Origin of the sequence: Brevundimonas intermedia, assembly GCF_027922165.1 — a bacterium.
Lineage (GTDB): Bacteria > Pseudomonadota > Alphaproteobacteria > Caulobacterales > Caulobacteraceae > Brevundimonas > Brevundimonas intermedia.
The window spans coordinates 67,833-93,589 of record NZ_BSFD01000006.1; the positions used below are offsets into that span (position 1 = coordinate 67,833).

Consider the following 25,757-nt stretch of genomic DNA (forward strand, 5'->3'; position numbering starts at 1 on the left):
GCTGAAACCCTTGCGCCACCGCAGTTTGAACCGATGGGGAAAAAGTCGGGAAAGGCCTTCAACGTTCCGTGTCAGGGGCGGGACATGGGTAGGGGCATGGCGCCCGAATCCATACGAAAAAGGGCGGCTCTTGCGAGCCGCCCTTCGTCGTTTCAGTCCAGAGGGACGATCAGGCGCGACGCTTGACCAGACCCAGCAGGAAGAGAAGGATGATGGCGCCGATGGTGGCGACGATGGTGGAACCGATCCAGCCGCCCCAGGCGAAGCCCAGAGCATTGGCGATGAAACCGCCGATCAGGGCGCCGATGACGCCGACGATCAGGTTGGTGATCAGGCCGTGGTTACGGCCCATGATTTGCTCCGCGAGCCAGCCCGCGACGATGCCGATGATGATCCAGGCGATAATGCCCATGGTGTAGTTCCTTCCGTTGAAGCCAAGCTGCGGACTAAATGCGCTTGGGGGATTTGGGTTGCGACCGGCTTGACGCGCCGTTCGAAGAACCGCGTAACTCCCCTGCGGCGCGACCTTCGGCACGCGGATTGCGGCGTGGAAGGCGAGCCGTCCCGTGTTGGGACAGGTCGCAAGATGAGGAACTGGGGGCCATGGCCACCGACATCGATCTCCACCTGGGCCGCCGCCTGCGTCGCCGCCGTCGCCTGCTGGGCCTGACCCAGCAGCAGCTGGCCGTTCAAGTCGGCATCCGCTTCCAGCAGATCCAGAAATACGAATGCGGCGCCAACCGCATCTCGGCCGCCCGCCTGTGGCAGCTGGCCGAGGCGCTGGAGACGCCCGTCAGCTATTTCTACGACGGCGTGACCGAGGCGCTGGAGCGCAAGGACGCCGCCCAGACCATGTCCGGCGGAAGCGGCGAAATGTTCTCGCGCAAGGAAACGCTGGATCTGATCCAGGCCTATTACCAGCTGGGCGAACGGCCGCGCCGGCGCCTGCTGGACCTGGCCAAGTCGCTGCACGAATCCAGCGAAGCGGTCGCCTGACAAGACACGCGGCCGAGGGCGTCGGCGCGGGGTTCTCGGAACGGGGCGATCTGGGCTAAGAGCGCCCATGACCGAATTCGAATCCTTCGCTGTGGAGCTGGCGCACGCGGCCGCGCGCGTCACCCTGCCCTTCTTCCGCTCGGACATCGGGCATGAGGACAAGGGCGGGGCCGCCGGCTTCGACCCCGTGACCGAGGCCGACAAACAGGCCGAGGCGGCGATCCGCCGCCTGATCGCCGACCGCTATCCCGACCATGGGGTGATCGGCGAGGAATATGGCGAGGACCGGCCGGACGCCGAGCACGTCTGGGTGCTGGACCCCATCGACGGCACGCGGGCCTTCATCTCGGGCCTGCCGCTGTGGACCACCCTGATCGCCCTGCGCGAAGGCGGCAAGCCGACCGTCGGCGTGATCGCCCAGCCCTATCTGGACGAAATCTTCATCGGCGGCCCGTCCGGCGCCCGGCTGATGCGCGGCGAGACCGAGACGCCCCTGGCCGTGCGGTCGTGCGAACATCTGACCGACGCCGTCATCTCGACAACCGATCCCGACATCTTCAACGGCGCCGAACGGGGCGCCTGGACCCAGGTGCGCGCCGCCGCCCGCCTGGCCCGCCTGGGCTGCGACGCCTATGCCTATGCGATGGTGGCGGCGGGCAAAATGGACCTGGTGGCCGAGGCCAGCCTGAAGTCCTGGGACTGGTCCGCCCTGGTCCCGGTGATCGAGGCCGCCGGAGGACGGGTGGTCAACTGGCGCGGCGCGGCGCCGGACGGCAGCGGGCAGATCCTGGCCGTGGGGGATGAGCGGCTGATCGATCAGGCGCTGGTGACGCTGAAGCGGGCGGCGGGGTAGCGGACGTTGGGATTGTCCGCTGAGGGTGGTTAGGGGACTTTGCGCGGCTCATGCCGGTTTTCGGTATGTTCGGCTATCCAATCTCGGATGCTCAGCCTCTGACTTTCGCCCGACGTGTGGGGAAGTATGCTGCAACCGACAACTTTGACCTTCAGACGACCAACCTCATCAGGCTCAAGAACTTCTGTTGGGGTTCCGCCTCTTGCTTCACACCACGCGCTTTGCGGCACACCACGAAGCTCTGGGTAGACATCCAGCAGAGGGTGGTGGGGTGCACACGCTGTGAGAAGCAATGCCGAAAATCCCATCACTATCGATGCTCTCATGAGTTCATACTGGCAGTCCGATCCGACTGTCCGCAATGGGTCGGCTTGCGAAGTAGTCGCCTGACTCAAAAGCTGACCCTCAGCCATCCATAGCCTGAGCCGTTACGAAGAATCGCGTCAGCAGCCGACTTTGCCGCAGCTATCCAGAATATTGCCGATCATCACTAACCAGAAAGCGACCACCACCAAGGGGGCCAGCAGGAGAACGCGGAATCCCTTCCGGCCATGCTTGCAAACATCAAAAACGAGAAGCGCGATCCAGGCAACAGCTATGGCAAGCTGAATATAAACCCATGGCGTCTGCGCGATCGGAAGAACGTAAAACAACATCGTTATCGACCCAGATTTGACTGGCGATAGTCAACACATCTCGAGGGCGAGCAATATCCAACAAGGGGTCGGTTGCGAAATCGCCGTCGACGCCGAAGCCCGACGTTCAACTGAACTACCTACGCCTTACGCCACCGACGGCGCCTCTTCCGTCACGTCCTCGACCCGCGCCGACGGATCAGCCGCAATCCCCTGCACCGGCGAGACGTAGTCGGCCATGGCGTCGAACTCGTCCAGGAAGACGGCGCGCATGGGGTCGGCTTCCATGATGACTTCGTGCTTGGCGCCGGGGACCTCGACATAGCGGCCGCGGCCCAGGCGTTTGGCGGCCCAGCGGCTGGTCTGTTTCCAGACCACGTCGTCGGCGTCGGCCTGGACGAAGGCGACGGGGATCTTGACCGATTTCAGAGCCTTGGGCTTCAGCGCCCGCTCACCCGCGTCGAGGGCGAAGGCCAGCCAGCCGTAGGTGGGGCCGCCGATGGCCAGGTGGGGGCAGGCGTACAACTGCTGGCGCCACATCTCGTAGCGGGTCTCGTCAGAGGTCAGGGCGTCCTCGGCGAAGGTGTGGTCGAACGGATCGTCCGGGTCGCCCAGGATATAGTCGCCCGCATGGCCGTGACGGATGTTCCAGCGCACAGCCAGCTTGACCGACCACATTGAACGCTTGCCGGTCTTGATGCGCAGCATCGGGCTGGACAGGACGGCGCCCGAGAAGCGGGTCTCACCGGCTTCAAGCGTCAGCAGGTTGAGGCAGGCGCCCATCGAATGGCCGACCATGATCCAGGGCTTGGGGCACTGGCTTTCGAAAGCGTCCAGCAGGCGGCCATAATCGTCCAGAAACTCTTCCACCGCGCGGGCGTGGCCCTTGAGGCGGTCGGGCAGGAGCCGGGCGGACAGGCCCTGGCCGCGCCAGTCGTGGGCCAGGACGCACCAGCCGCGCGCCAGGAAATTGCCGATGACCTCGAAATATTTCTCAATCGGCTCGGTGCGGCCGGGGCTGAGCACCACGGTGCCGCGCGCGGTCTCGACCGTCAGATGCGACGGGGTCCACAGGGCGGCGCGCAGGCGCATGCCGCCGGCGCCGCGATACCAGTCGCCCTTGCCGCCCGGCGGCGAAGAGGCGCCGGGAACCCCCATCAGGGGCGCATTGGCGGCGAAGGCTTGGGCGCGGTTCACTCGGGCTTCCTGAACTTCAAGGTCATACGGTCGCTTTCGCCGATCTCTTCGAACTTGGACCGGTCGAACGTGGGGTCGGCGGGTTCGCCCCGGGGGGCGGTCAGACGCATCGGCGGCAGGGTGTCGACGCCGAACGGATGGTCCTTGGTGTCCTTGTCGTTGGCGTTGATCTCGGAAGCGGCGACGAAGACAAAGCCGGCCTCGGCCGCCAGTTGTTTGACGAAGGCCTCCTGGACATAGCCGTTGGCGGCCACCGGATCCTGGTCCTCTTCCGGGGCCAGACGGTGCTGTTCGATGCCCAGAACCCCGCCGGGCTTGAGCGCGGCGAAGGCGTCGGAGAAGGCCTTTTCCGCGATCCCTGCGGCCATCCAGCCGTGCAGGGTGCGCATGAACAGGCATAGATCGGCCGTGCCCGCCGGCGCTACAGGGCCGGAACCCGCGCCGAAGAAGGTGAACTGGGGTTCGCCGTACAGTTTCTTGTCAGCGCTGAACCGGGTCTGGAAGGCGGCGTTGAGGGCGGCCTGGGCCGGGTCGGCGGTCGGGCCTTCGGGGAAGAGGGCGGCCACATAGGTCCCCTCGCCCTCGGCCAGATAGGGGGCCAGGATTTCGGTGTACCAGCCGCTGCCGGGCCAAAACTCGACCACCGTCATGGTCGGCTTGAGGCCGAAGAAGCGCAGGGTCTCCATCGGATGACGGAAGGCGTCGCGCGGCCGGTCCTGGGCGCGCCATGGCCCGGCAAGCGCCCATTCCAGCGAACCTTCGGGCGGGCCCGCCGGCGCGGGCGGGGCCTCGGGGACGGCGTCTTTCTTGCGTCCACAGGCCGCCATGCCGGTCAGGGCCCCGGTCAGGGCCAGTCCGGCCGCGCCGGACAGCAGAAACCGGCGCGACAGGCCGCTGGAAATCGCAGAAAGTTCAGCCATCAAAACACCCCCTCGGAACGCCGGGCCCCGCGTCCGGCAAACCTTGGTCGAACGGGCTTACTCACGTTCGCGGCGCGGGTCAAAAGGGACTATTCCGGCTTGCGGAACCGCAGGGTCATGCGGTCACTCTCGCCGATTGCATCGAAGGCCGCGCGCTGGTCCGGGGTCAGGGCGCCCGAGCCGTCGCGGGCCTGAGACTGACGCACCGGAGGCAGGGTCCAGACGCCGAACGGGTGGTCGTGGTCGTCCTTGGGATTGGCGTTCAGCTCGCTGCGCGCCTCCAGCACGAAGCCGGCGTCCTGAGCTTCGTGGATCACATAGCTTTCGGGGACATAGCCAGTCGAGGCGACGTCGGCGACGTTCAGACCCTCGGCGCTGCGGTGCTGTTCCACGGCCAGGATCCCGCCGGGCTTCAGGGCGGCGTAGAAGGCCTTCAGATAGGGTTCGGTGCGCTCGCTGCGCGACCAGTTGTGGAAGGCGCGGGCCACGAGGATGAAGTCGGCCGACCCGGGCTCGACCCCCATGCTCTCCAGCGGACGGTTGACGCCGACATAGCGGCCGCCGGTCGCCGCCGCATAGGGCTCGAGAATATGCCGCCACCAGCTGGCGCCGCCCGGCTCGATCTCGACCACCGTCATGCCGGGCGTAAGGCCCCAGAAGGTCAGAGCCTCGTACGGACGGCGGGCGGCGTCGCGGGCGCGGTCGGCGGCGGGACGGGTCTCGGCCGCGACGGCGGCCTGAAGCGCCGCGTCCTCGGCGAAGGTCGGGATGGCGCTGGACAGGGCCGAACGCGGGGGCGTCCAGGCGCCCTGGGTGGGGGCGGTTTGAGACTGAGCGGTCGCCGTCGCGGCGACGGTCGACAGCACGGCGGCGAAGCCGAAGGCGGCGAGACGCATGGGGTGTTCCTTCATCCGGAGTGATCTTCAATACGGGCCGCAGCGCCCGGCGCAAATGACGATCGTGAGACGCGGGAATTCGTCGCGCACGGCGGCCCCCTTGACGCCCGTTCGGCGCATCCCATTTCATCTCTCGAGAGCGCCGGTTCCGGGCTCTCCAGACCGACGGCGCCGATTTCGGGTCGTCGAGCTGAACTCCTACCGTCCGGGCAAACCGCCGGGCGGCTCAACCTTGCTGATCCTCAGGAGGATGCTGATGCGTACCTATGATTTCACCCCGCTGTACCGTTCGGCCGTCGGTTTCGACCGTCTGGCCAATCTGCTGGAAACCGCCGCGCGGACCAGCCAGGACGGCGGCTATCCGCCCTATAATATCGAGACCACGGGCGAGAACGCCTATCGCATCGAGATCGCCGTCGCCGGATTCTCTCCCGACGAGCTGAATATCGAGGTGAAGGAAAACCTGCTGACCGTCACCGGCCGCAAGACCGCCAACGACGACGCCGAGGCGCAGAAGACCTATCTGCACCGCGGCCTAGCCGAGCGCGATTTCGAGCGCCGCTTCCAGCTGGCCGACTATGTGGTCGTGAGCGAGGCCAATCTGGTCAACGGCCTGTTGTCGATTTCGCTGAAGCGCGAACTGCCCGAGGCGCTGAAGCCCCGCCGGATCGAGATCGGCGGCGCCCAGCCCCTGATCGAGGGCCAGGCCGACAAGACCAAGACGGACAAGGCCAAGGCGGCCTGATCGGTCCATCCAAACGGGAAAGGGCGGCGTTCGCGCCGCCCTTTTTTATGTCGCCAGATGCGCGAAGGCGGCGACCACCTGCTCATAGGCCGGGCGTTTGAACGGCACGATCAGGTCGCAGGCCTCGGACAGATCGCCCCAGCGCCAGGCGTCGAACTCGATCTCATCATCGGCTTCCAGGTCGATCTCGCTGTCCTGGCCGGTAAAGCGGAAGGCGAACCATTGCTGCCGCTGACCCACGAAGCCCCGCCAGGCCTTGGGGTTGTTCATCGCCTCGGGCGGGAAGTCGTACAGGATCCAGTCGTCGGTCCGCGCCAGGAATTCGACCGAGGTCACGCCGGTCTCCTCGCGCAGTTCGCGCAGGGCGGCGGCCAGCAAGTCCTCGCCGTCGTCCACACCCCCTTGCGGGAACTGCCAGTTATGCGGGCCGGGCGTGGCGTGGCGCCGCCCGTACCAGACAAGACCTTCGGCGTTGAACAGCACGACCCCGACATTGGGGCGGTACAGACTGAGGTCGGTCATTAGCGGCCGGGCCGCAGGGTCATGGCCGAAGCGGGGGCCAGTTGCAGGCCGCGCTGTTCCAGGCCGGCGGTCCAGCGGGCGGCGGCCTCGACCGTCACCGGATAGGAGAAGCCGGTCCCCAGGGCCGCGCCGCGCAGCTTGGCCTGGGCTTCCAGACTGTTCAGGGCGGCGATGATGGCGGCGGGGGACTGGGTCTGGTCGATGACCTTGTCGGCGCTGGCGCGGGCCCAGGCGCCGGGGCGACGCTGGAACGAACCGTCGTCCAGGAAGGCGACGCCGCGCTGGCGCAGGCTCGAGAGGAAAGCGTTCATCCCCGTGTCCGAGGTCGCAAACCGGTCGCCCAGATAGTTGGTCACGCCGAAATAGCCGACAGCGCGGCCCAGCAGCCAGTCCATCTTGGCCTGGACGTCGTCGGGGGTTCCGCTGGCCAGCAGGGTGTAGGGGCCGGGGTCGTTGTCGGGATAGCCGCTGGGCTCCATCGGCATTTCCAGCATGACCTCGTGGCCCTGGGCGCGGGCCTGGTCGATCCAGGACTGGAGATTGTCGGCGTAGGGCACGAAGCTGAGGGTCACCTCGGCCGGCAGGCGTTCGATCGCGGCGCGGGTGGTGACGGCGTTCAGCCCCAGGCCGCCGACGATCAGGGCCACGCGCGGCTTGCCGTTCGAGCGGAACGGCCGGGCATAGGCCTGGGCCGGGACGCGGCCGTCGGGCGCAATCATCGGCAGGGGTCCGCTGGGGCCGGGTTGGGCCAGGCCGGCGATCGGCGCCTTGGGCAGGGGCGAGGCGGGCTGAACCGGAGCTGTATAGCTCGCGCCGCCTGCGACGGTGGCCCCGTCCGGCAGGGTGATCACGGCCTCGCCGCCCGCCGCGCCGGAGGGATCGCCGGTTCCGGTCAGATCCTGATACAGGCCCATGGCCCCCATCGAGAAGGCCTCGAACCCGGTCGGGGCCGGGGCGGGCGCCGCCTCCTCGCGGTGCAGGGCGACACGGGCCGAGGGCGTGCCCGCATGCGGATCGCCCAGGACGGTCAGGAACAGGGCGGTGGTGGACAGCAGGAACAGGCCGGCCAGGCCGGCGATCACCGGCGGCTTCTTCAGCGCGGCGACGACGGGCTTCAGGCTCGGTTTTCCACGCGCTGCGGGCGGGGAGCCGGCGGCGGCGGCGAGGGCGGACTGGCGTTTGGCGAACATGGACACGGGGCGGAATCCTTCACGGCCAGTCTCGCATCCCGCCGGTTAAGAAAGCCTAACGGCCGTTCACCATGAACGCGTCTATCGTCCGTTGTCATGGATCGTGCGTTGACGGCGGGGTTTCGGCTCTTTCACATGCCGGTCTCCCTGCTCCCGCCTAGGATATGCCGATGATGACGCCCGCCGCCGACGACGCCCTGCGCGAAGAAGTCCGACTGCTGGGCGGCATCCTGGGCGACGTCATTCGTCAGGAGGGCGGCGAGGCCCTGTTCGAACACGTCGAGGCGGTGCGTCAGGCCTCGGTGGCCTATCACCGCGACCCGGCTTCCCACCCGGCCAAGCGGCTGGAGAAGCTGTTGACCACCATGTCGGTCGATCAGGCCGCCGGACTGGCCCACGGCTTCGCCCTGTTCTCCCTTCTGGCCAATATCGCCGAGGACCGCGCCACCCGCCGTCGCGCCCAGGGCCAGGCCGTGGCCGGCGCCCGCCCGGATACGCCCGAAGGCGCCCTTCAGCGGCTGGCCGAACAGAATGTGGACAAGGCGGCGGTGCGCGCCCTGCTGGAAGAGGCCCTGGTCTCGCCGGTGCTGACCGCCCACCCGTCGGAGGTGCGGCGCAAGAGCGTGATCGACCGGATCGCCGCCATTTCCGACATGCTGGACGCCTGCGACAAGGCCGGAGAGGCCTGTTCGCCGGCCCTGATCAACGAACCCCTGCGCCGCCAGATCGTCATCCTGTGGGCCACGCGCCTGGTCCGCACCCAGGGGCTGGTGGTGCAGGACGAGATCGACACCGTCGTCTCTTTCCTCGACCGCATCTTCCTGCGGGTGGCGCCCAAGCAGTTGTCGGCCTGGCGTCGCCTGCTGGAGGCGCCGAAGCTTCAGCCCTTCATGCGGGTCGGCACCTGGGTCGGCGGCGACCGCGACGGCAATCCGAACGTCGACGGAACCGTACTGGCCGCCGCCTTCCGCACCCAATCGCGCGCTGTGCTGGGCTATTATCTGGACGAGGTTCACACCCTGGGGGCGGAACTCAGTCTGGCGGCCGAACTGGCCGAGGTCTCGCCGGAACTGGCGGCCCTGGCCGACGCCGCCCACGACCCCTCGCCCCAGCGCGCCGACGAGCCCTATCGTCGCGCTCTGACCGGAGTCTACGCCCGTCTGGCCGCCACCTATGAGGCGCGCGGCGGAACCCCGCCGCCCCGCCGCGCCGTCGTCGCCGCCGATCCCTATTCCGGCCCGGACGCCTTCGAGGCCGATCTGCGGATCCTGCACGACAGCCTGGTGAACCACCACGGCGGCGTCTTCGCCGACGACCGGCTGAACGACCTGATCACGGCGGTCGAGATCTTCGGCTTCCATATGGCGACCCTGGATCTGCGCCAGAACTCCGACGTCCACGAACGTGTCGTCGCCGACCTGCTGAAGACGGCCGGGGTCTGCGCCGACTATTCCGGTCTGGACGAGGAAGGACGGCTGGCGGTGCTGGCCGCCGAGCTGGCCTCGCCGCGACAGTTGTTCAGTCCCTATGCCGACTATGAGGCCGAGACCCTGAAGGAGCGCGGTATCCTTCAGGCCGCCGCCGCCGCCCTGGCCGCCTTCGGTCCCCAGGCCATCCGCACCCATATCGTCTCCAAGACCGACGCGGCCTCGGACCTGCTGGAGGTCTATCTGCTGCTGAAGGAAGTCGGCCTCTATCGTCCCGAGGATCCCGCCGCCTGCCCGATCCAGGCCGCCCCCCTGTTCGAGACCATCGAGGATCTGCGCGCCTCGCGCCCGACCCTGGAGCGGCTGCTGAAGGAACCGTCCGCCCTGGCCGTGGCCAAGGCGCGCGGCGTGCAGGAGGTGATGATCGGCTATTCGGACTCCAACAAGGACGGCTCCTATCTGACCTCCGGCTGGGAGTTGCACGAAGCCTCGCGCGCCCTGGTCGAGGTGACGCAAGCCGCCGGTCTGAAACTGCAGCTGTTCCACGGGCGCGGCGGCACGGTCGGGCGCGGCGGGGGCTCGTCCTTCGCCGGGGTTCTGGCCCAGCCGGAAGGCACGGTCCAGGGCCGGATCCGCACCACCGAACAGGGCGAGGTCATCGCCAACAAGTACGGCGAGCCCGAGATCGCCCTGCGCAATCTGGACGCCCTGACCTGCGGCGCCGTGCTGGCCTCGCTGGGCCAGGGCAGGGACCAGGTCTTCACCGCCGAACACGGGGCCACCCTGTCCGACCTGTCGGCCCGGTCTATGGCCGCCTATCGCAAGCTGGTCTACGAGACCAACGGCTTCGTCGACTATTACCGCGCCGCCACCCCCATCGCCGAGATCGCCGACCTGAAGATCGGCTCGCGCCCGTCGTCGCGCACCGCCTCGACCCGGATCGAGGATCTGCGCGCCATTCCCTGGGTGTTCAGCTGGTCGCAGAGCCGGGTCATGCTGCCAGGCTGGTTCGGCTTCGGCTCTGCGGTCGAGGGACAGGACATGGGCGAACTGAAATCCATGGCCGAGGCCTGGCCCTTCTTCCGCACCCTGGTCCAGAACATGGAAATGGTCATGGCCAAGTCGGACATGACCATCGCCCGGCGCTACGCCACCCTGGTGACCGACGCCGCGCTGGCCGCCCGCATCTACAGCGAGATCCGCGACGAATGGCAGAGGACCCACGACGCCATCCTGGCCATCACCGGCCACGACAAGCTGCTGGGCGGCCAGCCGGAACTGGATCGGCTGATCCGGCTGCGGATGCCCTATGTCGAGCCCCTGAACCATGTGCAGATCGAGCTGATCCGCCGCCGCCGCGCGGGCGACGAGGATCCGCGGGTGCGCGAGGGAATCCTGCTGGCGATCAACGGCGTGGCTGCGGGGCTGCGCAACAGCGGCTGATTGCAGCCATTACCCTTAAGACGATTTAATCCGGCTGTCGCACATCGGCGCCGGAACCCTCATCGTGCTGTTACACAACACGCGTATTGCGCCTTCGTCGCCATTTCGGGCGATTATCTTTCTTCTAGGAGCAACGCGATGAAGGTTCTCTCCCCCGTTCTCTTCGCCGTCGCCGTCCTGTCCGTGTCCCCTGCCCTGGCCCAGGACAAGGCCGCGATCGCCTTCCGCGATCTGGACCTGTCCACCGCCGCCGGCGCCGCCGCCTTCGACGGTCGCATTGATCAGGCCGCCGCCGACCTGTGCCGCAACTTCACCGTTACCGGCAGCCGAATCGTTCGCCACGACGCCTGCCGCTCGGCCGTTCGCGCCGAAGCGATGCGCCAACTGCCGCGTTCGCGCCAGATCGACTACGCCCGCGCCCCGCGCGACGCACGTCAGGTCGCCCAGGTCGTCGGCCTGTTCGTCAACAGCTGATCCTGTGGTCGGCGAAGGGCCGTCGCTCTTCGCCGACCTCTTCGGGCTACAGCCACCTGGTGCGTTTGAATGTGATGTAGAGGCCGACACAGACGGCGCCGATCAGACCCATCACAAGCGCATAGCCGTAGCGCCAGTGCAGTTCCGGCATGAACTCGAAATTCATCCCGTAGATGCCGGCGATGGCCGTCGGCACGGCCAGAAGCGCCGCCCAGGACGCCAGCTTGCGGGTGATGACGCCTTGCCTCTGCTGCTCCAGCAGATTGGCGACCTCGAACACCGAGGCTAGAATTTCCGTCAGACCGTTCAACCGGCTGTTCACCCGCCGCACATGGTCGCCGATGTCACGGAAATAGGGGCGGATGTCCGGGTCGATACAGGGGAGATCCAGAGACTGGAGCTTGCCCGCCACCTCCTCCATCGGCCCCAGGATGCGCCTGAACTTCAGCAGTTCGCGGCGCAGGGTGAACAGTCGGCGGATTTCCGCGCGGGACAGGAAGGTGTCCAGCGCCCTCTGCTCCAGTTCGAGCACGCTGTCCTCGGCCCCGTCGACGATCGGCACATAGGCGTCGGCGATGAAGTCCAGAACCCCGTGCAGCACGAAGTCCGGCCCGGCTCGCAGTTGGTCAGGCGCGGCCTCCAGTTGGGCGCGCAGGGCCGTGTGCGACCGATCCGAGCCGTGGCGGATCGTAATGACATGGTCGGTTCCGACGAAGACGTGGGTCTCGCCATAGCTGATATGGTCGTCCAGCTTTTCCGCCGTGCGCGCCACCACGAACAACTCGCGGCCATAGACCTCGACCTTCGGCATCTGGTGGGCTGACAGGGCGTCCTCAACCGCCAGGGGGTGGAGGTGGAACCGTTTGACCAGAACATCGAACTCGGCGTCGGTCGGATCGTGCAGACCGATCCAGACGAACTCGCCGGGCTTCAGCGCCAGCCCTTTCGGCGTCAGGGCGGCCGCCCTTACACGCTGGCCGTCCTTATAGATGTAGGAGGCGACGACGGACATGAGATCTCCCACAGGCGGATGCGCTGGCTACGCCTTAGGGCATGCCGGCGCCTGACGAAATGCGTTCGAAGCGCGAGCCGGCCTCCCGACCGTCCAACCGACGCTCATCTGTCCAGAATGTCATGACGCCGAATTATGACTCGGCCGTGTTTCCGCCGCGGAAGCTTCGCCGTTTGGATGCGGTTCTGCGCGATCTTTCACTGCCCCAGCCGATAGAGGGGCGGGAAAAAGGAAACAGGATCATGTTCAGGATTGTCTCTCTAACGGCCGCCGTCGTCATGGCCGCCAGCGCCGCCTCCGCTTCCGACCTTCGCATCTCCTATGGGGATCTGGACCTGGCCACTCGAGAAGGCGCGGCGCGGCTGGACACCCGCATTCGCCAGGCAGCCAACCAACTGTGCGCGAACCGCACGCCCCTCGAACAACTCGCTTGCCGCGCAGGCGTGCGCGAGGAAGCCCTGTCGAACCTGCCGGCGCAGGCCCGCACCGAATACGCCCGGGGCAGCCGCTCCTTCGAGGCCTGAAACGCAGGACGCCGGCGGATCCATGTCCGACGGCGTCCCCGTTATCGGCTTTCGCCCTAAGCCTGCCCGATCAAGAAACCGGGAAGCCTCGGACCTTCAGCAGGGCCGCCACGTCCGGGTCACGACCGCGGAAGGCGCGGTAGGCTTCGGCGCGGTCGGTGGTGTTGCCCGGCGCCAGCATGATCGACTTGAAGCGGCCGGCGATGTCCGGATTGAAGACGTCGCCCGACTCCTCGAAATAGGCCCAGGTGTCGGCGTCCATCGTCTCGGACCAGAGGTAGCTGTAGTAGCCGGCCGAATAGCCGTCGGACGTGAACAGGTGATTGAACTGCGGCAGGCGGTGCCGCATCACGATCTCCCTGGGCATGCCGATCCGCTCCAGGCTGGCCTTTTCGAAGGCGTCGATGTCGGTCGGCGGCGTGGCCTGGGTGTGCAGGTCCATGTCGACGATGGCGGACGACAGATAGCTGACGGTCGCATAGCCCTGGTTGAAGGTGGACGAGGCCTGGATCTTGTCGACCAGGGCCTGGGGCATGGCTTCGCCCGTCTGATAATGTTTCAGATAGCCGTCCAGGATCGGTCGGCTCAGCACCCAGTGCTCGTGCACCTGCGACGGATATTCGACGAAGTCGCGCGGCGTATTGCCGAACGACGGATAGGTCACGTTCGCCGAGAAATAGTGCAGGGTGTGGCCGAACTCGTGGAACAGGGTCTCGGCGTCGTCCAGCGAGATCAGCACCGGCTCGCCCGGCTCGGGCTTGGTGAAGTTGTTGTTGTTGGAGCCCAGGATCACCTTCGACCCGTCCAGGGTCGAGAACGACCGGTAGGTGGTCATCCAGGCGCCCGAACGCTTGCCCGGACGGGCGTAGTCGTCGGTGTAATACAGGCCGATCAGCTTGCCGGTGGCCTTGTCGTGCAGTTCATAAACCTCGACGTCCGGCTCGAAGGTCGGGACCGAACCCTTGGGCAGTTTGGTGAATTTGAAGCCGTACAGGCGCTCGGCCATGGCGAAGGAACCGGCGCGCACCGCGTTCAGTTCGAAATAGGGCTTCAGCTGGTTCTGATCGAGGTCATACTTGGCCTTGCGAACCTTCTCGGCGAAATAGAGGTAGTCCCAGGGCTCGATGTCGAAGCCGGCGATCGCCTTCATGTCGGCGACCTCTTCGGCGACGCGGGCCTTGGCCGGCGCCCAGACGCGGTCCATCAGGTTCTGCGCATTGGCCGGGGTCTTGGCCATAGTGTCCTGCATGCGCAGTTCAGCATGGTTGCGATAGCCCAGCAGCTTGGCCCGCTGGTCGCGCAGTTTCACGATCTCGGCGATGGTCGCGTTTGTGTCGTTGGCGTCGCCGTTGTCGCCGCGATTGACGAACTTCTTCCAGACCTGCTCGCGCAGGGCCCGGTCGTCGGCGAAGGTCAGGAAGGGATCGACCGCCGAACGGGTGTTCAGGATCGCCCAGCCGGTCAGATTGCGGCTGCGCGCGGCCGAGGCGGCTGCGGCCTTGTTCGAGGCGGGCAGGCCGGCCAGGCCGGCTTCGTTCGGGATCAGGGTCCAGGCGTTCTCGTCGGCCACGACCTTCTGGCCGAAGCGGGTGAAGGCGTTGGACAGGGCGGTGTTGATCCGGCCCAGTTCGGCCTTGCCCGCCGCGTCCAGATTGGCGCCCGAACGGATAAAGGCGTCGCGGCGACGCTCGGCCAGACGCTTCTGCTGGGCGCTCAGGCCCATGGCGTCGGCGTTGTCGGCGATGGTCTTGACGCGCTGGAACAGGGCCGCGTTGAAGGTGATCTCGTCCGAGGCGGCCGACAGGATGGGCGACAGTTCGGTATCGACCGCGTCATAGGCTTCGCCGCCGATGTTGGAGGTCATGACGCCATAGATGTTGGACGCCCGGTCCAGCGGCTCGCCGGCCAGTTCCAGCGCCGCCATGGTGTTGGCGAAGGTGGGGGCTTCGGGATTGTTGGCGATGGCGGCGATGTCGGCGCGTTGCAGCTCGATGCCTTCCAGCATGGCCTCGCGCAGCTTGGCCGGGGTCACCTTGTCGAACGGCGGCAGGCCGTCATAAGACCCGGTCCAGGGTTGGAGCAGCTCGGCCTTGGGCGTTGCGACCGGCAGGACGGCGCGGGCGATGCGGGCCTCTTCGGCCAGATCCATGGCGGTCGGCGCGGCCGGCGCGGCGCCGGACCCGGTGGAGGCCCCAGACCCCGTAGAGGCGCAGGCCGAGAGGGCCATCAGGCTGCCGCCCGCGATGAGAAGCTGGCGTCTGTGCATGGAATGCTCCGTGGGAAAATCATGTCGGGGCTACACTTAGGCGCGCCGGGACGGATCGTCACCTGCGCGGGGCGTTAAAGGCCCGTAATCTTGTTGGATCGATCGTCGCACTGTTCTAAAGCGCGGTCATGGCTATTGGCGTATTCGACTCCGGCGTGGGCGGCCTGACCGTCCATCGTGAACTGACGCGGCGGTTTCCGCAGCGCGACTTCGTCTATCTGGCGGACCAGGCCCACGCCCCCTATGGCGGGCGCGGCGGCGAGGACATCGTCGAACTGACCAAGGCAGGGTGCGAGCGGCTGTTCGACGCCGGCGCCTCGGTCGTGGTCCTGGCCTGCAACACCGCCAGCGCCATCGCCCTGCGCCGCCTGCAACAGACCTGGATTCCCGGCCTGCGCGAGCGCCTGGGCCGTCCGGTCAATGTGCTCGGCATCATCGTGCCCACCATCGAGGCCGCCACCGGCAAGCCCTGGAGCTTCGAGGCGGAGCGACCCCAAGAGGGCGAGAAGGTCGAGGCCATCGACATAACCGGCGTCTTCTGCACCGCCGCCACCGCCATCAGCCGCGTCTTCGAAATCGAGATCGACAAGCGGCGCGAGGACATCGCCGTCTTTTCCGAACCCTGCCCCGGCCTGGCCGGCCTGATCGAGCTGGGCGCCCCGCGCGAGGAGCTGAAGGTGGTGGTCGACGACCATGTCGACGCCCTGCGCCGCCGCATCGGCCGCCATCCGGACAAGGCCATCCTGGGCTGCACCCATTACGAGATCATCGCCGAACTTTTCGCCGACGCCCTGCCGGCGGGGACGGTGCTGATCAACCAGCCGACGGCCGTGGCCGATGCGCTGGAGCAGTATTTCGCGCGGCACCCCGAGTTCGAACTGGGCGACAACGGCCGCCGCGACTTCCTGACGACGGGTCAGGCCGGTCCGCAGTCGGAGATGGTGTCCCAGTTCTGGGGCGCGCCGCTGGCGTTCGCGCGGGCGTAGGCCGCATCCCCGTGTTCGTCATCCTCGGGCTTGACCCGAGGACCGGATGGAGATCGGGCTGTGCCTCGACGGCCAGCGCACAGCTGGCGGAGCGCCCGGCCCTCGGGTCAAGCCCGAGGGTGACGGAGGCTAGGAATCAGCACCCCGGACAATCTGGCAGAGCCTCGCTTTCCAGCTGAAGCGTCGTGTGGCGGATCGAATGGCGTTTCGCCAGCGCCTGGGCCTCCATCAGCAGGGCGTTCCCGTCCTCGAGGTCGTGGACCAGATGGGCCGTCAAGGCGGTCTCGGTGGTGGACAGGCCCCAGACGTGCAGGTCGTGGACCGCGCGCACGCCCGCCAGCCCCAGCAGCGCCTTTTCCAGCTTGGCCACGTCGACATCGCCCGGCGCGCCGTCCATGGCCAGATTGACCGAATCCTTCAGCAGGCCCCAGGTCGACCACAGGATCACGGCGACGATGATCAGGCTGACGATGGGGTCGACCAGGGACCAACCCGTCAGCAGGATCAGTCCGCCGGCCGCCACCACCCCCAGCGACACCCCGGCGTCGGCCATCATGTGCAGATAGGCGCCGCGGGCGTTCAGGTCGTGCTGGGACTTCATGAACAGCAGGGCGGTGCCCAGGTTGATGACGAAGCCGATGGCCGCCACCGTCATGATCACGCCCGAGCCGACCGGCGCCGGCTCGGCGAAGCGCCGCACGGCCTCGAAGGCGATGGCCCCGCAGGCGAAGATCAGCAGCAGGGCGTTGCCCAGGGCCGCCAGCACCGTCGCCTTGCCGAAGCCGTAGGTGCGCCGACCGCCCGCCGCCCCGTGCGCCCCGCGTCGCGCCAGCCAGGCCGCGCCGCCCGCCATGGCCAGGCCAAGGACGTCCGACAGATTATGCCCGGCGTCGGCCATCAAGGCGGTGGAATCCGCGATCAGGCCCGCGCCGAACTCGCAGACGACGAAAGCCAGATTGACCACCAGGCCGACGGCGTAGCGCCAGTCGCCGGTGTCCACCGGCCCGTGAGCGTGGCCGTGTCCGTGGTGATGCCCATGGCCATGGTGATGATGGCCATGGTCGTGATCATGGTCGTGATCTGCGTGGTCGTGATCTGCGTGGTCGTGTCCGTGCGAGGCGCTCATGTGTCCGCCTATACGCCATTTCCGCAAACGGCCAAGCTGCTATATGATAACGCGTTGAATGTTATCATGTAATGCCTCTTCAATGTTGATGCAGGGCGACCATCAGACCCAGGGCGATCAGGGCCACGCCCAGCACGGCGCCTTCATAGCGGGCCCATCGCTCCAACCGCAGGATGGAGGCGCCCGCGCTGGCCAGGGCGGTGAACACGGCCATGCCGGCAATGGTGCCGACCGCGAAGACCAGGGTCAGCAGGGCCAGGGCGGCGAGACCTTCCGAGGCCGAGGACAGATAGATGGGCAGCAGAACCTCGCCCGGCGACACCGCCATCATGGCCACCAGGCCCAGGAAGGCCGCCTTGTTGGAGACTGAAGGCTCGGCGATGTCCATTGCCGGTCCCCCCGCCGTCGCGGGTCGTTTCAGCGTCGCCCTGGCCAGATAGAAGGCCCCGAAAACGAACAGCAGCACCGCCGCGAGATGGGGCAGAAGCCCCTCGACCCACTGGTCCAGGGCCAGGCCCGCCGCCACGATCAGGCCGCCCACCACCGCCGTCGTCGCAATATGAGCCAGGCCCGCCACAGTCACCGCCAGCAGCACCCGCGACGCTCGCCAGCCCTGGGCCCGCCCCACCAGGGTGAAGGGCAGCCAATGGGTCGGCAGGGCCGCGTGCAGGAAGGCCGCGACGAAGCCGCCCCCGAGCAGGGACAGCAGCACGGACGGTTCGGAGACGGGCGACATGGCGGCCCTATAGCTCGTTACTTTATAACAGTCGAGGCCAATTCAGACTTAAAGCCAGTCGGCGAAGGGCTCCCGGTCTAGCATATCCTCATAGGTCGGGCGCGGCCGGATGACGGCCCATTGGTCGCCGTCCACCAGAACCTCGGGCACCAGGGGTCGGCTGTTGTACTCGCTGGACATCACCGCCCCATAGGCGCCGGCCCCGGTGAAGACGACCAGATCCTCGGCTTCCAGCGGCGCCAGGTCGCGATCCCGCGCGAAGGTGTCGCCGGTCTCGCAGACCGGGCCGACCACGTCGTGGGCGCGGGCGGCGCCGGGGCGCGGATTGACCGGCTTGATGTCGTGGAAGGCGTCGTACAGGGCCGGGCGCATCAGGTCGTTCATCGCCGCGTCCAGCACCAGGAAGCGCCGCCCGTCCGAGCGTTCGTTGACCTGGATCACCTGGCTGAGCAGCACACCGGCGTTGGCGGCCAGCAGACGGCCGGGCTCGAAGGCCGCCTCGACGTCCAGCCCGGACAGGACCCGTGCGGCCATGGCCACATAGTCGGCCGGCGACGGCGGCTCGACCCCGCCCGAATAGGGCACGCCCAGGCCGCCGCCCAGGTCCAGCCGCGTCACCGCATGCCCCTGGGCCCGCAGATCGCGGGTCATCTGGGCCAGGACCGTGAAGGCGGCCTCCAGCGGGGCCAGGTCGGTGATCTGGCTGCCGATATGGCAGGCCAGGCCGACAGGCGTCACATGGGGCGAGGCCGAGGCGCGGGCGTAGAGGGCCATCGCCTCCTCGACCGGCACGCCGAACTTGTCGCCCTTGCCGCCGGTGGTGATCTTGGCGTGACCGCCGGCGCCGACATTGGGATTGACCCGTACGGCGACGGCCGGCGCGGCCTGCATCAGGGCCGCGACCGCGATCAGCCGGTCCAGTTCGGCGCCGGATTCGATATTGATCTGGCGCACGCCGACGCCAATGGCGAAGACCATCTCCACATCGGTCTTGCCGACGCCGGAGAAGATGATCCGGTCGGCGGGAATCCCCGCCGCCAGGGCGCGACGAATCTCGCCCTCGGACACGGTGTCGGCGCCCGAACCCAGCTTCGCCAGGGTCGCCAGCACCGACAGGTTGGAGTTGGCCTTGACCGCAAAGGCGATCAGGGCCTCGCCCAGGGCTTCGCGGTGCGCATCGGCGGCGGCGCGCAACAGGCCGTAGTGCCGCTTCAGCGTCGCGGTGGAATAGACATAGACGGGCGTCCCCACCTCGTCGGCGATGATTTCCAGCGGCACGCCCTCGGCATGGAGGGCGCCGTCCTTCAGGTCGAAATGGTGCAAGGGGGCCTAGCGGGGATCGTTCTGGGCGGCGCCGGCGCCGATGGGATTGGAGGGACCGCCGTCGATCGGCACGCTGCTGGACGGGCGATTGATGGTCGCCGGCTCGGGCAGGCCGGGGGCGCGGCTGCTGCGCGGCGCGCGCTCGGTCTCGCGCACCGGCGATTCCAGATCGGCCATACGGCCGCAGCCGGCGGCCGACAGGGCGAGCAGGCCCGCGAGGATCAGGGTCTTTTTCATAGGCGGGCTCTCCAGTCGGCGATACGCGCGCGGACCTGTTCCGGCGCGGTTCCGCCATAGCTCTGACGGCTTTGGCACGAAGCCTCGGCGGTCAGCACCTTGTAAACCGCTTCCGTGATCCCGGGCTCGAGTTTCTGCATTTCTTCAAGGGGCAGTTGCGACAGGTCCACGCCCATCGCCTCGGCCTGTTTCACCGCCGCCCCCGTCACATGGTGCGCCTTGCGGAAGGGCAGGTTCAGTTCGCGCACCAGCCAGTCGGCTAAGTCGGTCGCGGTCGAGAAGCCGGCGCCGGCGGCCCCCGCCATCCGTTCGGTGTTGGGCCGCAGGGCCGAGACCATGGCGGTCATGGCCACCAGGGCCAGGTCCAGGGCGTCGAAGGCCTCGAACACCGGCGGCTTGTCCTCCTGCATATCCTTGGAATAGGCCAGGGGCAGGCCTTTCATCACGGTCGACAGGGCGACCAGCGAGCCCAGGATCCGGCCGGTCTTGGCCCGGACCAGTTCGGCCGCGTCGGGATTGCGCTTCTGCGGCATGATCGACGACCCGGTCGTCAGATCGTCGGGCAGGCTGGCGAAGCCGAACATCGGCGTCATCCAGACCACGATCTCTTCGGCCAGGCGCGACAGGTGGCCCGCCGTAATCGAGGCGGCGGCCAGGCTTTCCAGGGCGAAATCACGATCCGACACGGCGTCCAGCGAATTGGCCATCGGCCGGTCGAAGCCCAGCTCGGCCGCCGTCATGTGGCGGTCGATCGGGAAGGGCGAACCGGCCAGGGCGGCGGCGCCCAGCGGGCTTTCGTTCATCCGCGTCCGGGCGTCGGCGAACCGGCCGGCGTCGCGGCCGAACATCTCGACGTAAGCCATCAGATGGTGGCCCAGGGTCACCGGCTGGGCGGTCTGCAGATGGGTGAAGCCGGGCATCAGATCGTCGGCGTGCTGGTCCGCGCGATCCAGCAGGGCGGCCTGCAGGGCCTTGAGCTGGGCGATGGTGCGGTCGGCGGCGTCGCGGACCCACAGGCGGAAATCGACGGCCACCTGATCGTTGCGGCTGCGCGCGGTGTGCAGCCGGCCCGAGGGCTCGCCGATCAGTTCCGACAGCCGGGCCTCCACATTCATGTGGATGTCCTCGAACTGGTCGCGGAAGGGAAAGGTCCCGCCGACGATCTCGGCCTCTATAGCGTCCAGCCCGCCCAGGATGGCGTCGGCGTCGGCGGATTGGATGACGCCTTGCTTGGCCAGCATGCGGCAATGGGCGCGCGATCCGGCCAGATCCTGACGCCACAGACGCTGGTCCACGCCGATGGAGACGTTGATCGCCTGCATGATCTCGGCGGGCCGCGACGAAAAGCGGCCGCCCCACATGTCTTGACCTGCGGGCTTTGCCGGGGCCTTAGAAACATTGGCTTGGGCGGTATCGGAGGCGGCGTCTGTCATGAGTGGCTCGAGAAAGGCGATCTGGGCGGTCGTCGGCGCGCTCGTGCTGTTCAGCACGCTTGCCGGCGCCGGCGGCTTGGCGATGTCGCTATACGCCAATCATAGGCAGAAGGCGCAACCCCAGACGACGCCCGTGACGAAAAGCGATCTGGCCCGGTTCGCCGTCGGGTCGCTGGCGTCGCTGGAAACGCCGTCCGAGCTGAAGACCGCGCCCGAATACATGTTCCGCGACCGCAACGGCACGGCGGTGCGGTTCTCGACCTTCGAGGGCAAGGTGGTGGTGGTCAATCTGTGGGCCATGTGGTGCGCTCCGTGCCGCACCGAAATGCCCACCCTGGCGGCCCTGGCTCGGTCCTATCAGACCAACGAGGACCTGATCGTCCTGCCGATCAATGTCGACGCCTCGGCCGACGCCCTGGCCGACGCCAAGAGCTTCATCGACGTCCACGAACCCCTGCCTCTGTACAGCGACATCAAGTTCCAGCTGCCGTTCGAGTTTCCGGGCAAGGGCAAGATGCCCCAGACCATCTTCCTGGATCGCGAGGGCCGGATCCGCGCCACCTTCTCGGGCGAGGCCGATTGGAACAGCCCCGAAGCCCACGCCCTGATCGACGCCCTGCTGGCGGAAGGCGCTCCCGCCGCCGGACCGACGCCTACCGACTGAGGCGTCAGTTGTCGGCGGGCACGCGCTGGTCGGTGTTCGGGTTCACCGCGCCCGGCCTGCCCTCGGCGGCGGCCTCGGCCTGGTTTTCTTCCAGCTCGTCGGCGACATTGCCGGCGCCGGTCTCGACCGCCTGAGCGGCTTTCATGGCGCCGGATTCGATGACTTCACCGGCCTGGGCGGCGACTTCGCCCGTGCGGTCAGCGGCCGCCTCGGCTTGAACTTCGGTGTTTTCCTGCTCGGCCTCGGTGCAGGCGGCGGCGCCCAGGGACAGGACAGCGGCGGCCAGCAGGGCCTTCGTACGGATGGTCATGAAGTCTCTCCGGTCAAGGTTGTCGATCGTTGAACGCCGCAACCTGTCGGCGGTTGCTCGCAGATCGCTAAGGACGCGTCGCGGTATCGTTCAAAACCACTGCGCCCTCGTCTCCATGGTCTGCGCCAAGGCGCTTAAGTTCCGTCGAGGCTGGTCGAGGTGTCGATGCCTTGCAGGATAACGCAATCTTGAGACGCGACGGAATGTAATACTGGTTGCGCAAAGCGCGCGTCGTGCGTCTTCATGCGCTGGGGACAGGCCCCGCATAGGAGGACTAAATGATCAAGAAACTCGTCATAGCCGCCACATTCGCAGGCTCGATGCTGGTAGGCGTGCCTACCGCGTCTGCAAGTCCCTTCTTGTGCATGCAGCAGTATCAAGCTGCTTTGGCAGCGTGCGAGGGTGACGAACCCTGCGAGACATTTGCCAACATCAGCTACACTCAGTGCCTAGACAAGCTGGCTCAGGAATACTCTTAAATCTTCGCGATCTACGACCGCTACCCATCCTCGGTAGCGGTCGTTCTCACCTCGGGCCTCAGCGACCTAATCCAAAAATGAGGTGGTGACTGGAGGCGGGATCGAACCGCCGACCTGTGGGTTATGAATCCACCGCTCTAACCATCTGAGCTACCCAGTCGCATCCCGTCTCCGGGCGTCCGCGAGGCCTGGGGCCAGCGCGAAAGAGGCGTGCCTATATCGCCGTCGGGCGCGCGGTTCAAGTCGTCTCGACGCAGATCGTGCGGCGATGCGGCGCATGACAGGGTTTCGCGGGAACGCTAACCCTGACGCTTCTGTTCAGACGGAACGTCCAGACCCGACCGGAGCCACCCCATGCGCCTGCCCCTCCTCGCCGCCTCGACCTCCCTGCTCGTCCTCGCCGCCGCTTGCGGCGCCAGCGGCGAGAGCGCCCCGGTGTCCGGCCAGGCGGCAGGCCAGACGGGCGCGCCGCTGGAGACCCGGCCGGCCAACAACCCCGATCAAAAGCCCGCCTTCGCCGGACAGACCCGGGCGCCGGGCGTGAAGACCGACGTCGCATTGAACCACAGCGCGGTCGCCTCCGGCCTCGTCCATCCCTGGGGACTGGCCCTGATGCCGGACGGCCGCTGGCTGGTGACGGAAAAGCCCGGTCGGCTGCGGATCATCACGGCCCAGGGACAGGTCAGCGAACCGGTTCAGGGCCTGCCGCCGGTCGATGCGCGCGGCCAGGGCGGGCTGCTGGACGTCGTGGTCAGCCCCGGCTTCGGCCAGGACCGTCTGATCTATTGGAGCTATTCGGAGCCTCGTGAGGGCGGCAACGCCACCTCGGTCGCTCGGGGCCGCCTGTCCGACGACGGGTCGCGGGTGGAGACTGTTCAAGTCATCTTCCGCGCCCTGCCCGTCTATGACGGCGACAAGCATTTCGGCTCATCGTTGGCCTTCGCGCCGGACGGCAAGCTGTTCATCACCCTGGGCGAACGGTCGGACCGGCCGATGCGGCCCCAGGCCCAGGACCTGGGCTCGCACATGGGCAAGACCATCCGCATCAACGCCGACGGCTCGGTCCCCCAGGACAACCCCTTCGTCGGCCGCGCCGGCGCCCTGCCCGAGATCTGGAGCCTGGGCCACCGCAACGTCCAGGGCGTCGCCGTCCAGCCCGGCACCGGCGCCGTCTGGACCATCGAGCACGGCACGCGGGGCGGCGACGAGGTCAATCTGGACAAGCCGGGTCTGAACTATGGCTGGCCCGACGCGGCTTACGGCGTCGAATACGCCGGCGGGGCGATCAACAGCGGCGCGACACAGAAGTCTGGCACCGAACAGCCGGTCTATTACTGGGACCCGGTGATCGCGCCGGGCGGAGCGACCTTCTATCAGGGCGCCATGTTCCCCGGCTGGGACGGCGATCTGCTGGTCGCCGGTCTGAAGGAGAAGCATATTGCCCGACTGGTGATCGAGAATGACCGCGTGGTCGGCGAAGAGCGGCTGCTGACGGACCTGGGCGAACGGGTCCGCGACGTGGCCGTGGGGCCGGACGGCGCAGTCTGGGCGATCACGGATCAGGATGACGGCAAGCTGGTCAGGCTGGCGGTCGCGCAGTAGTCTGCGGGACGCCGGGGGGCAGGACCGCAGAGCCGAGGCTTTGCGTGAACAGGAGACACCATGCGCAAGATATTCGCCGCCATCCTGATGACTGCACCGCTGATGACAGCCTGCGCCTCGACCGGTCAGACGAACACCTACCAGGAAGACCTCCAGCGGCTTGAGGCCGCCTGCACCGAGCGTCAGGGCATTCTGACCCCGACGGGTCTGCAAAGCGGACGGCCTGAGACCGAATACGCCTGCCGCATCACGGGCGGCGCCAGCCGTATTCCGCCCCGCTGACGCACGATCCGAGCCGGCCCGACCGTGACGGTCGCGGCCGGCGTCTTTGTGCGCCTTTGTAGCTGGCGCGACCTTCGACCTGTCCCCATCTGGATTTGTACGGCCCCGTCGCCGCAGACGTTCACGCGGCTTATTACTTGACGTTGACGTAAACGTAGGGTTCTTGACGTCCGAGCTTAGACCCGTCCTTCCCCCAGGTCGCGAGACGCCCGCCCAGCCGGCGGACCTTGAGCGCCGGGATCAAAATGGAGACACACGCCCATGGCTGACGCCTATATCTACGACGCCGTCCGCACCCCGCGCGGTAAGGGCAAGAAGGACGGCTCGCTGCACGAGATCACCGGCCTCAGCCTGGCCACCCAGGTTCTGGAGGCCCTGCGCGACCGCAACGACCTGGACACCTCCAAGGTCGACGACGTCATCCTGGGCTGCGTCACGCCCGTGGGCGAACTCGGCGCCGACATCGCCCGCACGGCGGTGCTCTCGGCCGGCTGGTCGCAATATACCGCCGGGGTTCAGGTCAACCGCTTCTGCGCCTCGGGCCTGGAAGCCGTGAACATGGCCACCGCCAAGGTGAAGTCCGGCGAGGCCGATTTCGCCGTCGGCGGCGGGGTCGAGGTCATGAGCCGCGTGCCCATGGGCTCGGACATGGGCGCCTGGCCCACCGACCCCTCATCGGCCTTTCCCACCTATTTCGTGCCGCAGGGCGTGTCGGCCGACATGATCGCCACCAAATACGGCTTCAGCCGCGACGACGTGGACGCCTATTCGGTCGAGAGCCACAAGCGCGCCGCCCAGGCCTGGGCCGAGGGCCGGTTCAAGAACTCGGTCCTGGCGGTCAAAGACCAGCTGGGCCTGACCATCCTGGACCGCGACGAGACCATTCGTCCGAACACGGACATGCAGACCCTGGGCGGCCTGAACCCCTCCTTCGCCATGATGGGCGAGATGGCTTTCGACAGCGTGATCAACCAGCGCTACCCCGAGGTCGAGCGCGTCAACCACGTCCACACCCCCGGCAACTCGTCCGGCATCGTCGACGGTTCGGCCGGGGTGCTGATCGGCTCGCTGGAAGCCGGCCAGGCCCTGGGCCTGAAGCCGCGCGCCAAGATCCTGGGCGGCGCCTCGATCGGCTCGGAGCCGTCGATCATGCTGACCGGCCCGGAATATGTGACCCGCAAACTGCTGGGCAAGCTGGGCATGACGCCCGACGACATCGACGTGTGGGAGCTGAACGAGGCCTTCGCCGCCGTCGTGCTGCGCTACATGCAGGCCCTGAACATCGACCACGCCAAGATGAATGTGAACGGCGGGGGCATCTCGATGGGCCACCCCCTGGGCGCCACCGGCGCCATGATCACCGGCATCGCCCTGGACGAGTTGGAACGCTCGAACAAGTCGACGGCCCTGATCACCCTGTGCATCGGCGGCGGCATGGGCACCGCCACCGTCATCGAACGCGTCTGATCCGGAGCGAAT

Annotated in this window: 27 protein-coding genes and 1 tRNA gene; 12 read left to right on the plus strand and 16 right to left on the minus strand. The window is 67.4% G+C overall.

Annotation, left to right across the window (positions count from 1 at the left end; genetic code table 11):
* Positions 1-169 precede the first annotated feature (169 nt).
* Entirely contained in the window at positions 170-412 is a 243-nt protein-coding gene (locus PKE72_RS10560; RefSeq protein WP_271165335.1) for a GlsB/YeaQ/YmgE family stress response membrane protein, read from the minus strand.
* A 191-nt stretch (positions 413-603) separates the two neighbouring features.
* On the opposite strand from PKE72_RS10560, the gene PKE72_RS10565 reads away from it, so the two are divergent.
* A complete protein-coding gene (locus PKE72_RS10565) occupies positions 604-996 on the plus strand; it encodes a helix-turn-helix domain-containing protein (RefSeq protein WP_271165336.1) in 393 nt (130 codons plus the stop codon).
* A gap of 67 nt (positions 997-1,063) precedes the next feature.
* On the plus strand, positions 1,064-1,849 hold the full coding sequence (gene hisN / locus PKE72_RS10570) for a histidinol-phosphatase (RefSeq protein WP_271165337.1): 786 nt from the start codon (positions 1,064-1,066) through the stop codon (positions 1,847-1,849).
* 443 nt (positions 1,850-2,292) lie between these two features.
* On the opposite strand, the gene PKE72_RS10575 is transcribed toward hisN, so the two are convergent.
* From PKE72_RS10575 to PKE72_RS10590, 4 genes are all read right to left on the minus strand, one after another.
* On the minus strand, positions 2,293-2,505 hold the full coding sequence (locus tag PKE72_RS10575) for a hypothetical protein (RefSeq protein WP_271165338.1): 213 nt from the start codon (positions 2,503-2,505) through the stop codon (positions 2,293-2,295).
* A 126-nt stretch (positions 2,506-2,631) separates the two neighbouring features.
* Entirely contained in the window at positions 2,632-3,681 is a 1,050-nt protein-coding gene (locus PKE72_RS10580) for an alpha/beta fold hydrolase (RefSeq protein ID WP_271165339.1), read from the minus strand.
* Complete coding sequence (locus PKE72_RS10585; RefSeq protein WP_271165340.1) at positions 3,678-4,601, minus strand: class I SAM-dependent methyltransferase; 924 nt, start codon at positions 4,599-4,601, stop codon at positions 3,678-3,680. The genes PKE72_RS10580 and PKE72_RS10585 overlap by 4 nt, the downstream gene beginning before the upstream one ends.
* Positions 4,602-4,690: 89 nt before the next feature.
* Entirely contained in the window at positions 4,691-5,497 is an 807-nt protein-coding gene (locus PKE72_RS10590; RefSeq protein WP_271165341.1) for a class I SAM-dependent methyltransferase, read from the minus strand.
* 256 nt (positions 5,498-5,753) lie between these two features.
* Between PKE72_RS10590 and PKE72_RS10595 the strand changes: the two genes are divergently transcribed.
* A complete protein-coding gene (locus PKE72_RS10595; RefSeq protein ID WP_271165342.1) occupies positions 5,754-6,242 on the plus strand; it encodes an Hsp20 family protein in 489 nt (162 codons plus the stop codon).
* 45 nt (positions 6,243-6,287) lie between these two features.
* Here PKE72_RS10595 and PKE72_RS10600 read toward each other — a convergent pair whose 3' ends face one another.
* Positions 6,288-6,764, minus strand: a complete 477-nt coding sequence (locus tag PKE72_RS10600) for an RNA pyrophosphohydrolase (RefSeq protein ID WP_271165343.1) — start codon at positions 6,762-6,764, stop codon at positions 6,288-6,290.
* On the minus strand, positions 6,764-7,954 hold the full coding sequence (locus PKE72_RS10605) for a divergent polysaccharide deacetylase family protein (protein WP_271165493.1): 1,191 nt from the start codon (positions 7,952-7,954) through the stop codon (positions 6,764-6,766). The genes PKE72_RS10600 and PKE72_RS10605 overlap by 1 nt, the downstream gene beginning before the upstream one ends.
* A gap of 164 nt (positions 7,955-8,118) precedes the next feature.
* On the opposite strand from PKE72_RS10605, the gene ppc reads away from it, so the two are divergent.
* Complete coding sequence (ppc, locus tag PKE72_RS10610; RefSeq protein ID WP_271165344.1) at positions 8,119-10,824, plus strand: phosphoenolpyruvate carboxylase; 2,706 nt, start codon at positions 8,119-8,121, stop codon at positions 10,822-10,824.
* A gap of 138 nt (positions 10,825-10,962) precedes the next feature.
* Positions 10,963-11,298, plus strand: coding sequence for a UrcA family protein (locus PKE72_RS10615; RefSeq protein WP_271165345.1), 336 nt, complete (start codon positions 10,963-10,965; stop codon positions 11,296-11,298).
* 46 nt (positions 11,299-11,344) lie between these two features.
* Here the strand turns inward: PKE72_RS10615 and PKE72_RS10620 are convergent, their stop codons facing one another.
* The gene (locus tag PKE72_RS10620) at positions 11,345-12,310 is read right to left on the minus strand and encodes a magnesium and cobalt transport protein CorA (RefSeq protein WP_271165346.1); all 966 of its coding nucleotides are present in this window, start codon (positions 12,308-12,310) and stop codon (positions 11,345-11,347) included.
* A 242-nt stretch (positions 12,311-12,552) separates the two neighbouring features.
* Between PKE72_RS10620 and PKE72_RS10625 the strand changes: the two genes are divergently transcribed.
* On the plus strand, positions 12,553-12,834 hold the full coding sequence (locus PKE72_RS10625) for a UrcA family protein (protein WP_271165347.1): 282 nt from the start codon (positions 12,553-12,555) through the stop codon (positions 12,832-12,834).
* Between the two features lie 70 nt (positions 12,835-12,904).
* Here the strand turns inward: PKE72_RS10625 and PKE72_RS10630 are convergent, their stop codons facing one another.
* A complete protein-coding gene (locus tag PKE72_RS10630) occupies positions 12,905-15,100 on the minus strand; it encodes a M3 family metallopeptidase (protein ID WP_271165348.1) in 2,196 nt (731 codons plus the stop codon).
* Positions 15,101-15,228: 128 nt separating this feature from the next.
* Between PKE72_RS10630 and PKE72_RS10635 the strand changes: the two genes are divergently transcribed.
* Complete coding sequence (locus tag PKE72_RS10635; protein WP_271165349.1) at positions 15,229-16,086, plus strand: glutamate racemase; 858 nt, start codon at positions 15,229-15,231, stop codon at positions 16,084-16,086.
* A 136-nt stretch (positions 16,087-16,222) separates the two neighbouring features.
* Here the strand turns inward: PKE72_RS10635 and PKE72_RS10640 are convergent, their stop codons facing one another.
* From PKE72_RS10640 to argH, 5 genes are all read right to left on the minus strand, one after another.
* Entirely contained in the window at positions 16,223-17,212 is a 990-nt protein-coding gene (locus PKE72_RS10640; RefSeq protein WP_271165350.1) for a cation diffusion facilitator family transporter, read from the minus strand.
* A 79-nt stretch (positions 17,213-17,291) separates the two neighbouring features.
* A complete protein-coding gene (locus PKE72_RS10645) occupies positions 17,292-17,948 on the minus strand; it encodes a hypothetical protein (protein ID WP_271165351.1) in 657 nt (218 codons plus the stop codon).
* A gap of 48 nt (positions 17,949-17,996) precedes the next feature.
* A complete protein-coding gene (gene lysA, locus PKE72_RS10650; protein ID WP_271165352.1) occupies positions 17,997-19,271 on the minus strand; it encodes a diaminopimelate decarboxylase in 1,275 nt (424 codons plus the stop codon).
* A gap of 6 nt (positions 19,272-19,277) precedes the next feature.
* On the minus strand, positions 19,278-19,508 hold the full coding sequence (locus tag PKE72_RS10655; RefSeq protein ID WP_271165353.1) for a hypothetical protein: 231 nt from the start codon (positions 19,506-19,508) through the stop codon (positions 19,278-19,280).
* Positions 19,505-20,869, minus strand: coding sequence for an argininosuccinate lyase (gene argH, locus PKE72_RS10660; protein ID WP_271165494.1), 1,365 nt, complete (start codon positions 20,867-20,869; stop codon positions 19,505-19,507). The genes PKE72_RS10655 and argH overlap by 4 nt, the downstream gene beginning before the upstream one ends.
* A 70-nt stretch (positions 20,870-20,939) precedes the next feature.
* Here argH and PKE72_RS10665 point away from each other — a divergent pair, with 70 nt between their 5' ends.
* Positions 20,940-21,605 carry a TlpA family protein disulfide reductase gene (locus PKE72_RS10665; RefSeq protein ID WP_271165354.1) on the plus strand — a complete coding sequence of 222 codons (666 nt, stop codon included), beginning with the start codon at positions 20,940-20,942 and terminating at the stop codon, positions 21,603-21,605.
* A gap of 4 nt (positions 21,606-21,609) precedes the next feature.
* On the opposite strand, the gene PKE72_RS10670 is transcribed toward PKE72_RS10665, so the two are convergent.
* Positions 21,610-21,915, minus strand: a complete 306-nt coding sequence (locus PKE72_RS10670; RefSeq protein WP_271165355.1) for a hypothetical protein — start codon at positions 21,913-21,915, stop codon at positions 21,610-21,612.
* Positions 21,916-22,193: 278 nt separating this feature from the next.
* Here PKE72_RS10670 and PKE72_RS10675 point away from each other — a divergent pair, with 278 nt between their 5' ends.
* The gene (locus PKE72_RS10675; protein ID WP_271165356.1) at positions 22,194-22,394 is read left to right on the plus strand and encodes a hypothetical protein; all 201 of its coding nucleotides are present in this window, start codon (positions 22,194-22,196) and stop codon (positions 22,392-22,394) included.
* 83 nt (positions 22,395-22,477) lie between these two features.
* Here PKE72_RS10675 and PKE72_RS10680 read toward each other — a convergent pair.
* Positions 22,478-22,554: transfer RNA gene (locus PKE72_RS10680), tRNA-Met, on the minus strand.
* Between the two features lie 194 nt (positions 22,555-22,748).
* Here PKE72_RS10680 and PKE72_RS10685 point away from each other — a divergent pair.
* From PKE72_RS10685 to PKE72_RS10695, 3 genes are all read left to right on the plus strand, one after another.
* Positions 22,749-23,996 (plus strand): PQQ-dependent sugar dehydrogenase, encoded by a 1,248-nt coding sequence (locus tag PKE72_RS10685; protein WP_271165357.1) that lies wholly within the window; start codon positions 22,749-22,751, stop codon positions 23,994-23,996.
* Between the two features lie 60 nt (positions 23,997-24,056).
* Positions 24,057-24,278, plus strand: coding sequence for a hypothetical protein (locus PKE72_RS10690; RefSeq protein ID WP_271165358.1), 222 nt, complete (start codon positions 24,057-24,059; stop codon positions 24,276-24,278).
* A gap of 261 nt (positions 24,279-24,539) precedes the next feature.
* Complete coding sequence (locus PKE72_RS10695; protein WP_271165359.1) at positions 24,540-25,745, plus strand: acetyl-CoA C-acetyltransferase; 1,206 nt, start codon at positions 24,540-24,542, stop codon at positions 25,743-25,745.
* Positions 25,746-25,757: the final 12 nt, after the last annotated feature.

What these genes read in the sequence shown, in the direction of transcription:
- PKE72_RS10560 (WP_271165335.1), bottom strand. Translation starts at nt 412, where the DNA reads ATGGGCATTATCGCCTGGATCATCATCGGCATCGTCGCGGGCTGGCTC.
- PKE72_RS10565 (WP_271165336.1), top strand. Translation starts at nt 604, where the DNA reads ATGGCCACCGACATCGATCTCCACCTGGGCCGCCGCCTGCGTCGCCGC.
- hisN (WP_271165337.1), top strand. Translation starts at nt 1,064, where the DNA reads ATGACCGAATTCGAATCCTTCGCTGTGGAGCTGGCGCACGCGGCCGCG.
- PKE72_RS10575 (WP_271165338.1), bottom strand. Translation starts at nt 2,505, where the DNA reads ATGTTGTTTTACGTTCTTCCGATCGCGCAGACGCCATGGGTTTATATT.
- PKE72_RS10585 (WP_271165340.1), bottom strand. Translation starts at nt 4,601, where the DNA reads ATGGCTGAACTTTCTGCGATTTCCAGCGGCCTGTCGCGCCGGTTTCTG.
- PKE72_RS10590 (WP_271165341.1), bottom strand. Translation starts at nt 5,497, where the DNA reads ATGCGTCTCGCCGCCTTCGGCTTCGCCGCCGTGCTGTCGACCGTCGCC.
- PKE72_RS10595 (WP_271165342.1), top strand. Translation starts at nt 5,754, where the DNA reads ATGCGTACCTATGATTTCACCCCGCTGTACCGTTCGGCCGTCGGTTTC.
- PKE72_RS10600 (WP_271165343.1), bottom strand. Translation starts at nt 6,764, where the DNA reads ATGACCGACCTCAGTCTGTACCGCCCCAATGTCGGGGTCGTGCTGTTC.
- PKE72_RS10605 (WP_271165493.1), bottom strand. Translation starts at nt 7,954, where the DNA reads ATGTTCGCCAAACGCCAGTCCGCCCTCGCCGCCGCCGCCGGCTCCCCG.
- ppc (WP_271165344.1), top strand. Translation starts at nt 8,119, where the DNA reads ATGCCGATGATGACGCCCGCCGCCGACGACGCCCTGCGCGAAGAAGTC.
- PKE72_RS10615 (WP_271165345.1), top strand. Translation starts at nt 10,963, where the DNA reads ATGAAGGTTCTCTCCCCCGTTCTCTTCGCCGTCGCCGTCCTGTCCGTG.
- PKE72_RS10620 (WP_271165346.1), bottom strand. Translation starts at nt 12,310, where the DNA reads ATGTCCGTCGTCGCCTCCTACATCTATAAGGACGGCCAGCGTGTAAGG.
- PKE72_RS10625 (WP_271165347.1), top strand. Translation starts at nt 12,553, where the DNA reads ATGTTCAGGATTGTCTCTCTAACGGCCGCCGTCGTCATGGCCGCCAGC.
- PKE72_RS10630 (WP_271165348.1), bottom strand. Translation starts at nt 15,100, where the DNA reads ATGCACAGACGCCAGCTTCTCATCGCGGGCGGCAGCCTGATGGCCCTC.
- PKE72_RS10635 (WP_271165349.1), top strand. Translation starts at nt 15,229, where the DNA reads ATGGCTATTGGCGTATTCGACTCCGGCGTGGGCGGCCTGACCGTCCAT.
- PKE72_RS10640 (WP_271165350.1), bottom strand. Translation starts at nt 17,212, where the DNA reads ATGAGCGCCTCGCACGGACACGACCACGCAGATCACGACCACGCAGAT.
- PKE72_RS10645 (WP_271165351.1), bottom strand. Translation starts at nt 17,948, where the DNA reads ATGTCGCCCGTCTCCGAACCGTCCGTGCTGCTGTCCCTGCTCGGGGGC.
- PKE72_RS10655 (WP_271165353.1), bottom strand. Translation starts at nt 19,508, where the DNA reads ATGAAAAAGACCCTGATCCTCGCGGGCCTGCTCGCCCTGTCGGCCGCC.
- argH (WP_271165494.1), bottom strand. Translation starts at nt 20,869, where the DNA reads ATGTGGGGCGGCCGCTTTTCGTCGCGGCCCGCCGAGATCATGCAGGCG.
- PKE72_RS10665 (WP_271165354.1), top strand. Translation starts at nt 20,940, where the DNA reads ATGAGTGGCTCGAGAAAGGCGATCTGGGCGGTCGTCGGCGCGCTCGTG.
- PKE72_RS10670 (WP_271165355.1), bottom strand. Translation starts at nt 21,915, where the DNA reads ATGACCATCCGTACGAAGGCCCTGCTGGCCGCCGCTGTCCTGTCCCTG.
- PKE72_RS10675 (WP_271165356.1), top strand. Translation starts at nt 22,194, where the DNA reads ATGATCAAGAAACTCGTCATAGCCGCCACATTCGCAGGCTCGATGCTG.
- PKE72_RS10685 (WP_271165357.1), top strand. Translation starts at nt 22,749, where the DNA reads ATGCGCCTGCCCCTCCTCGCCGCCTCGACCTCCCTGCTCGTCCTCGCC.
- PKE72_RS10690 (WP_271165358.1), top strand. Translation starts at nt 24,057, where the DNA reads ATGCGCAAGATATTCGCCGCCATCCTGATGACTGCACCGCTGATGACA.
- PKE72_RS10695 (WP_271165359.1), top strand. Translation starts at nt 24,540, where the DNA reads ATGGCTGACGCCTATATCTACGACGCCGTCCGCACCCCGCGCGGTAAG.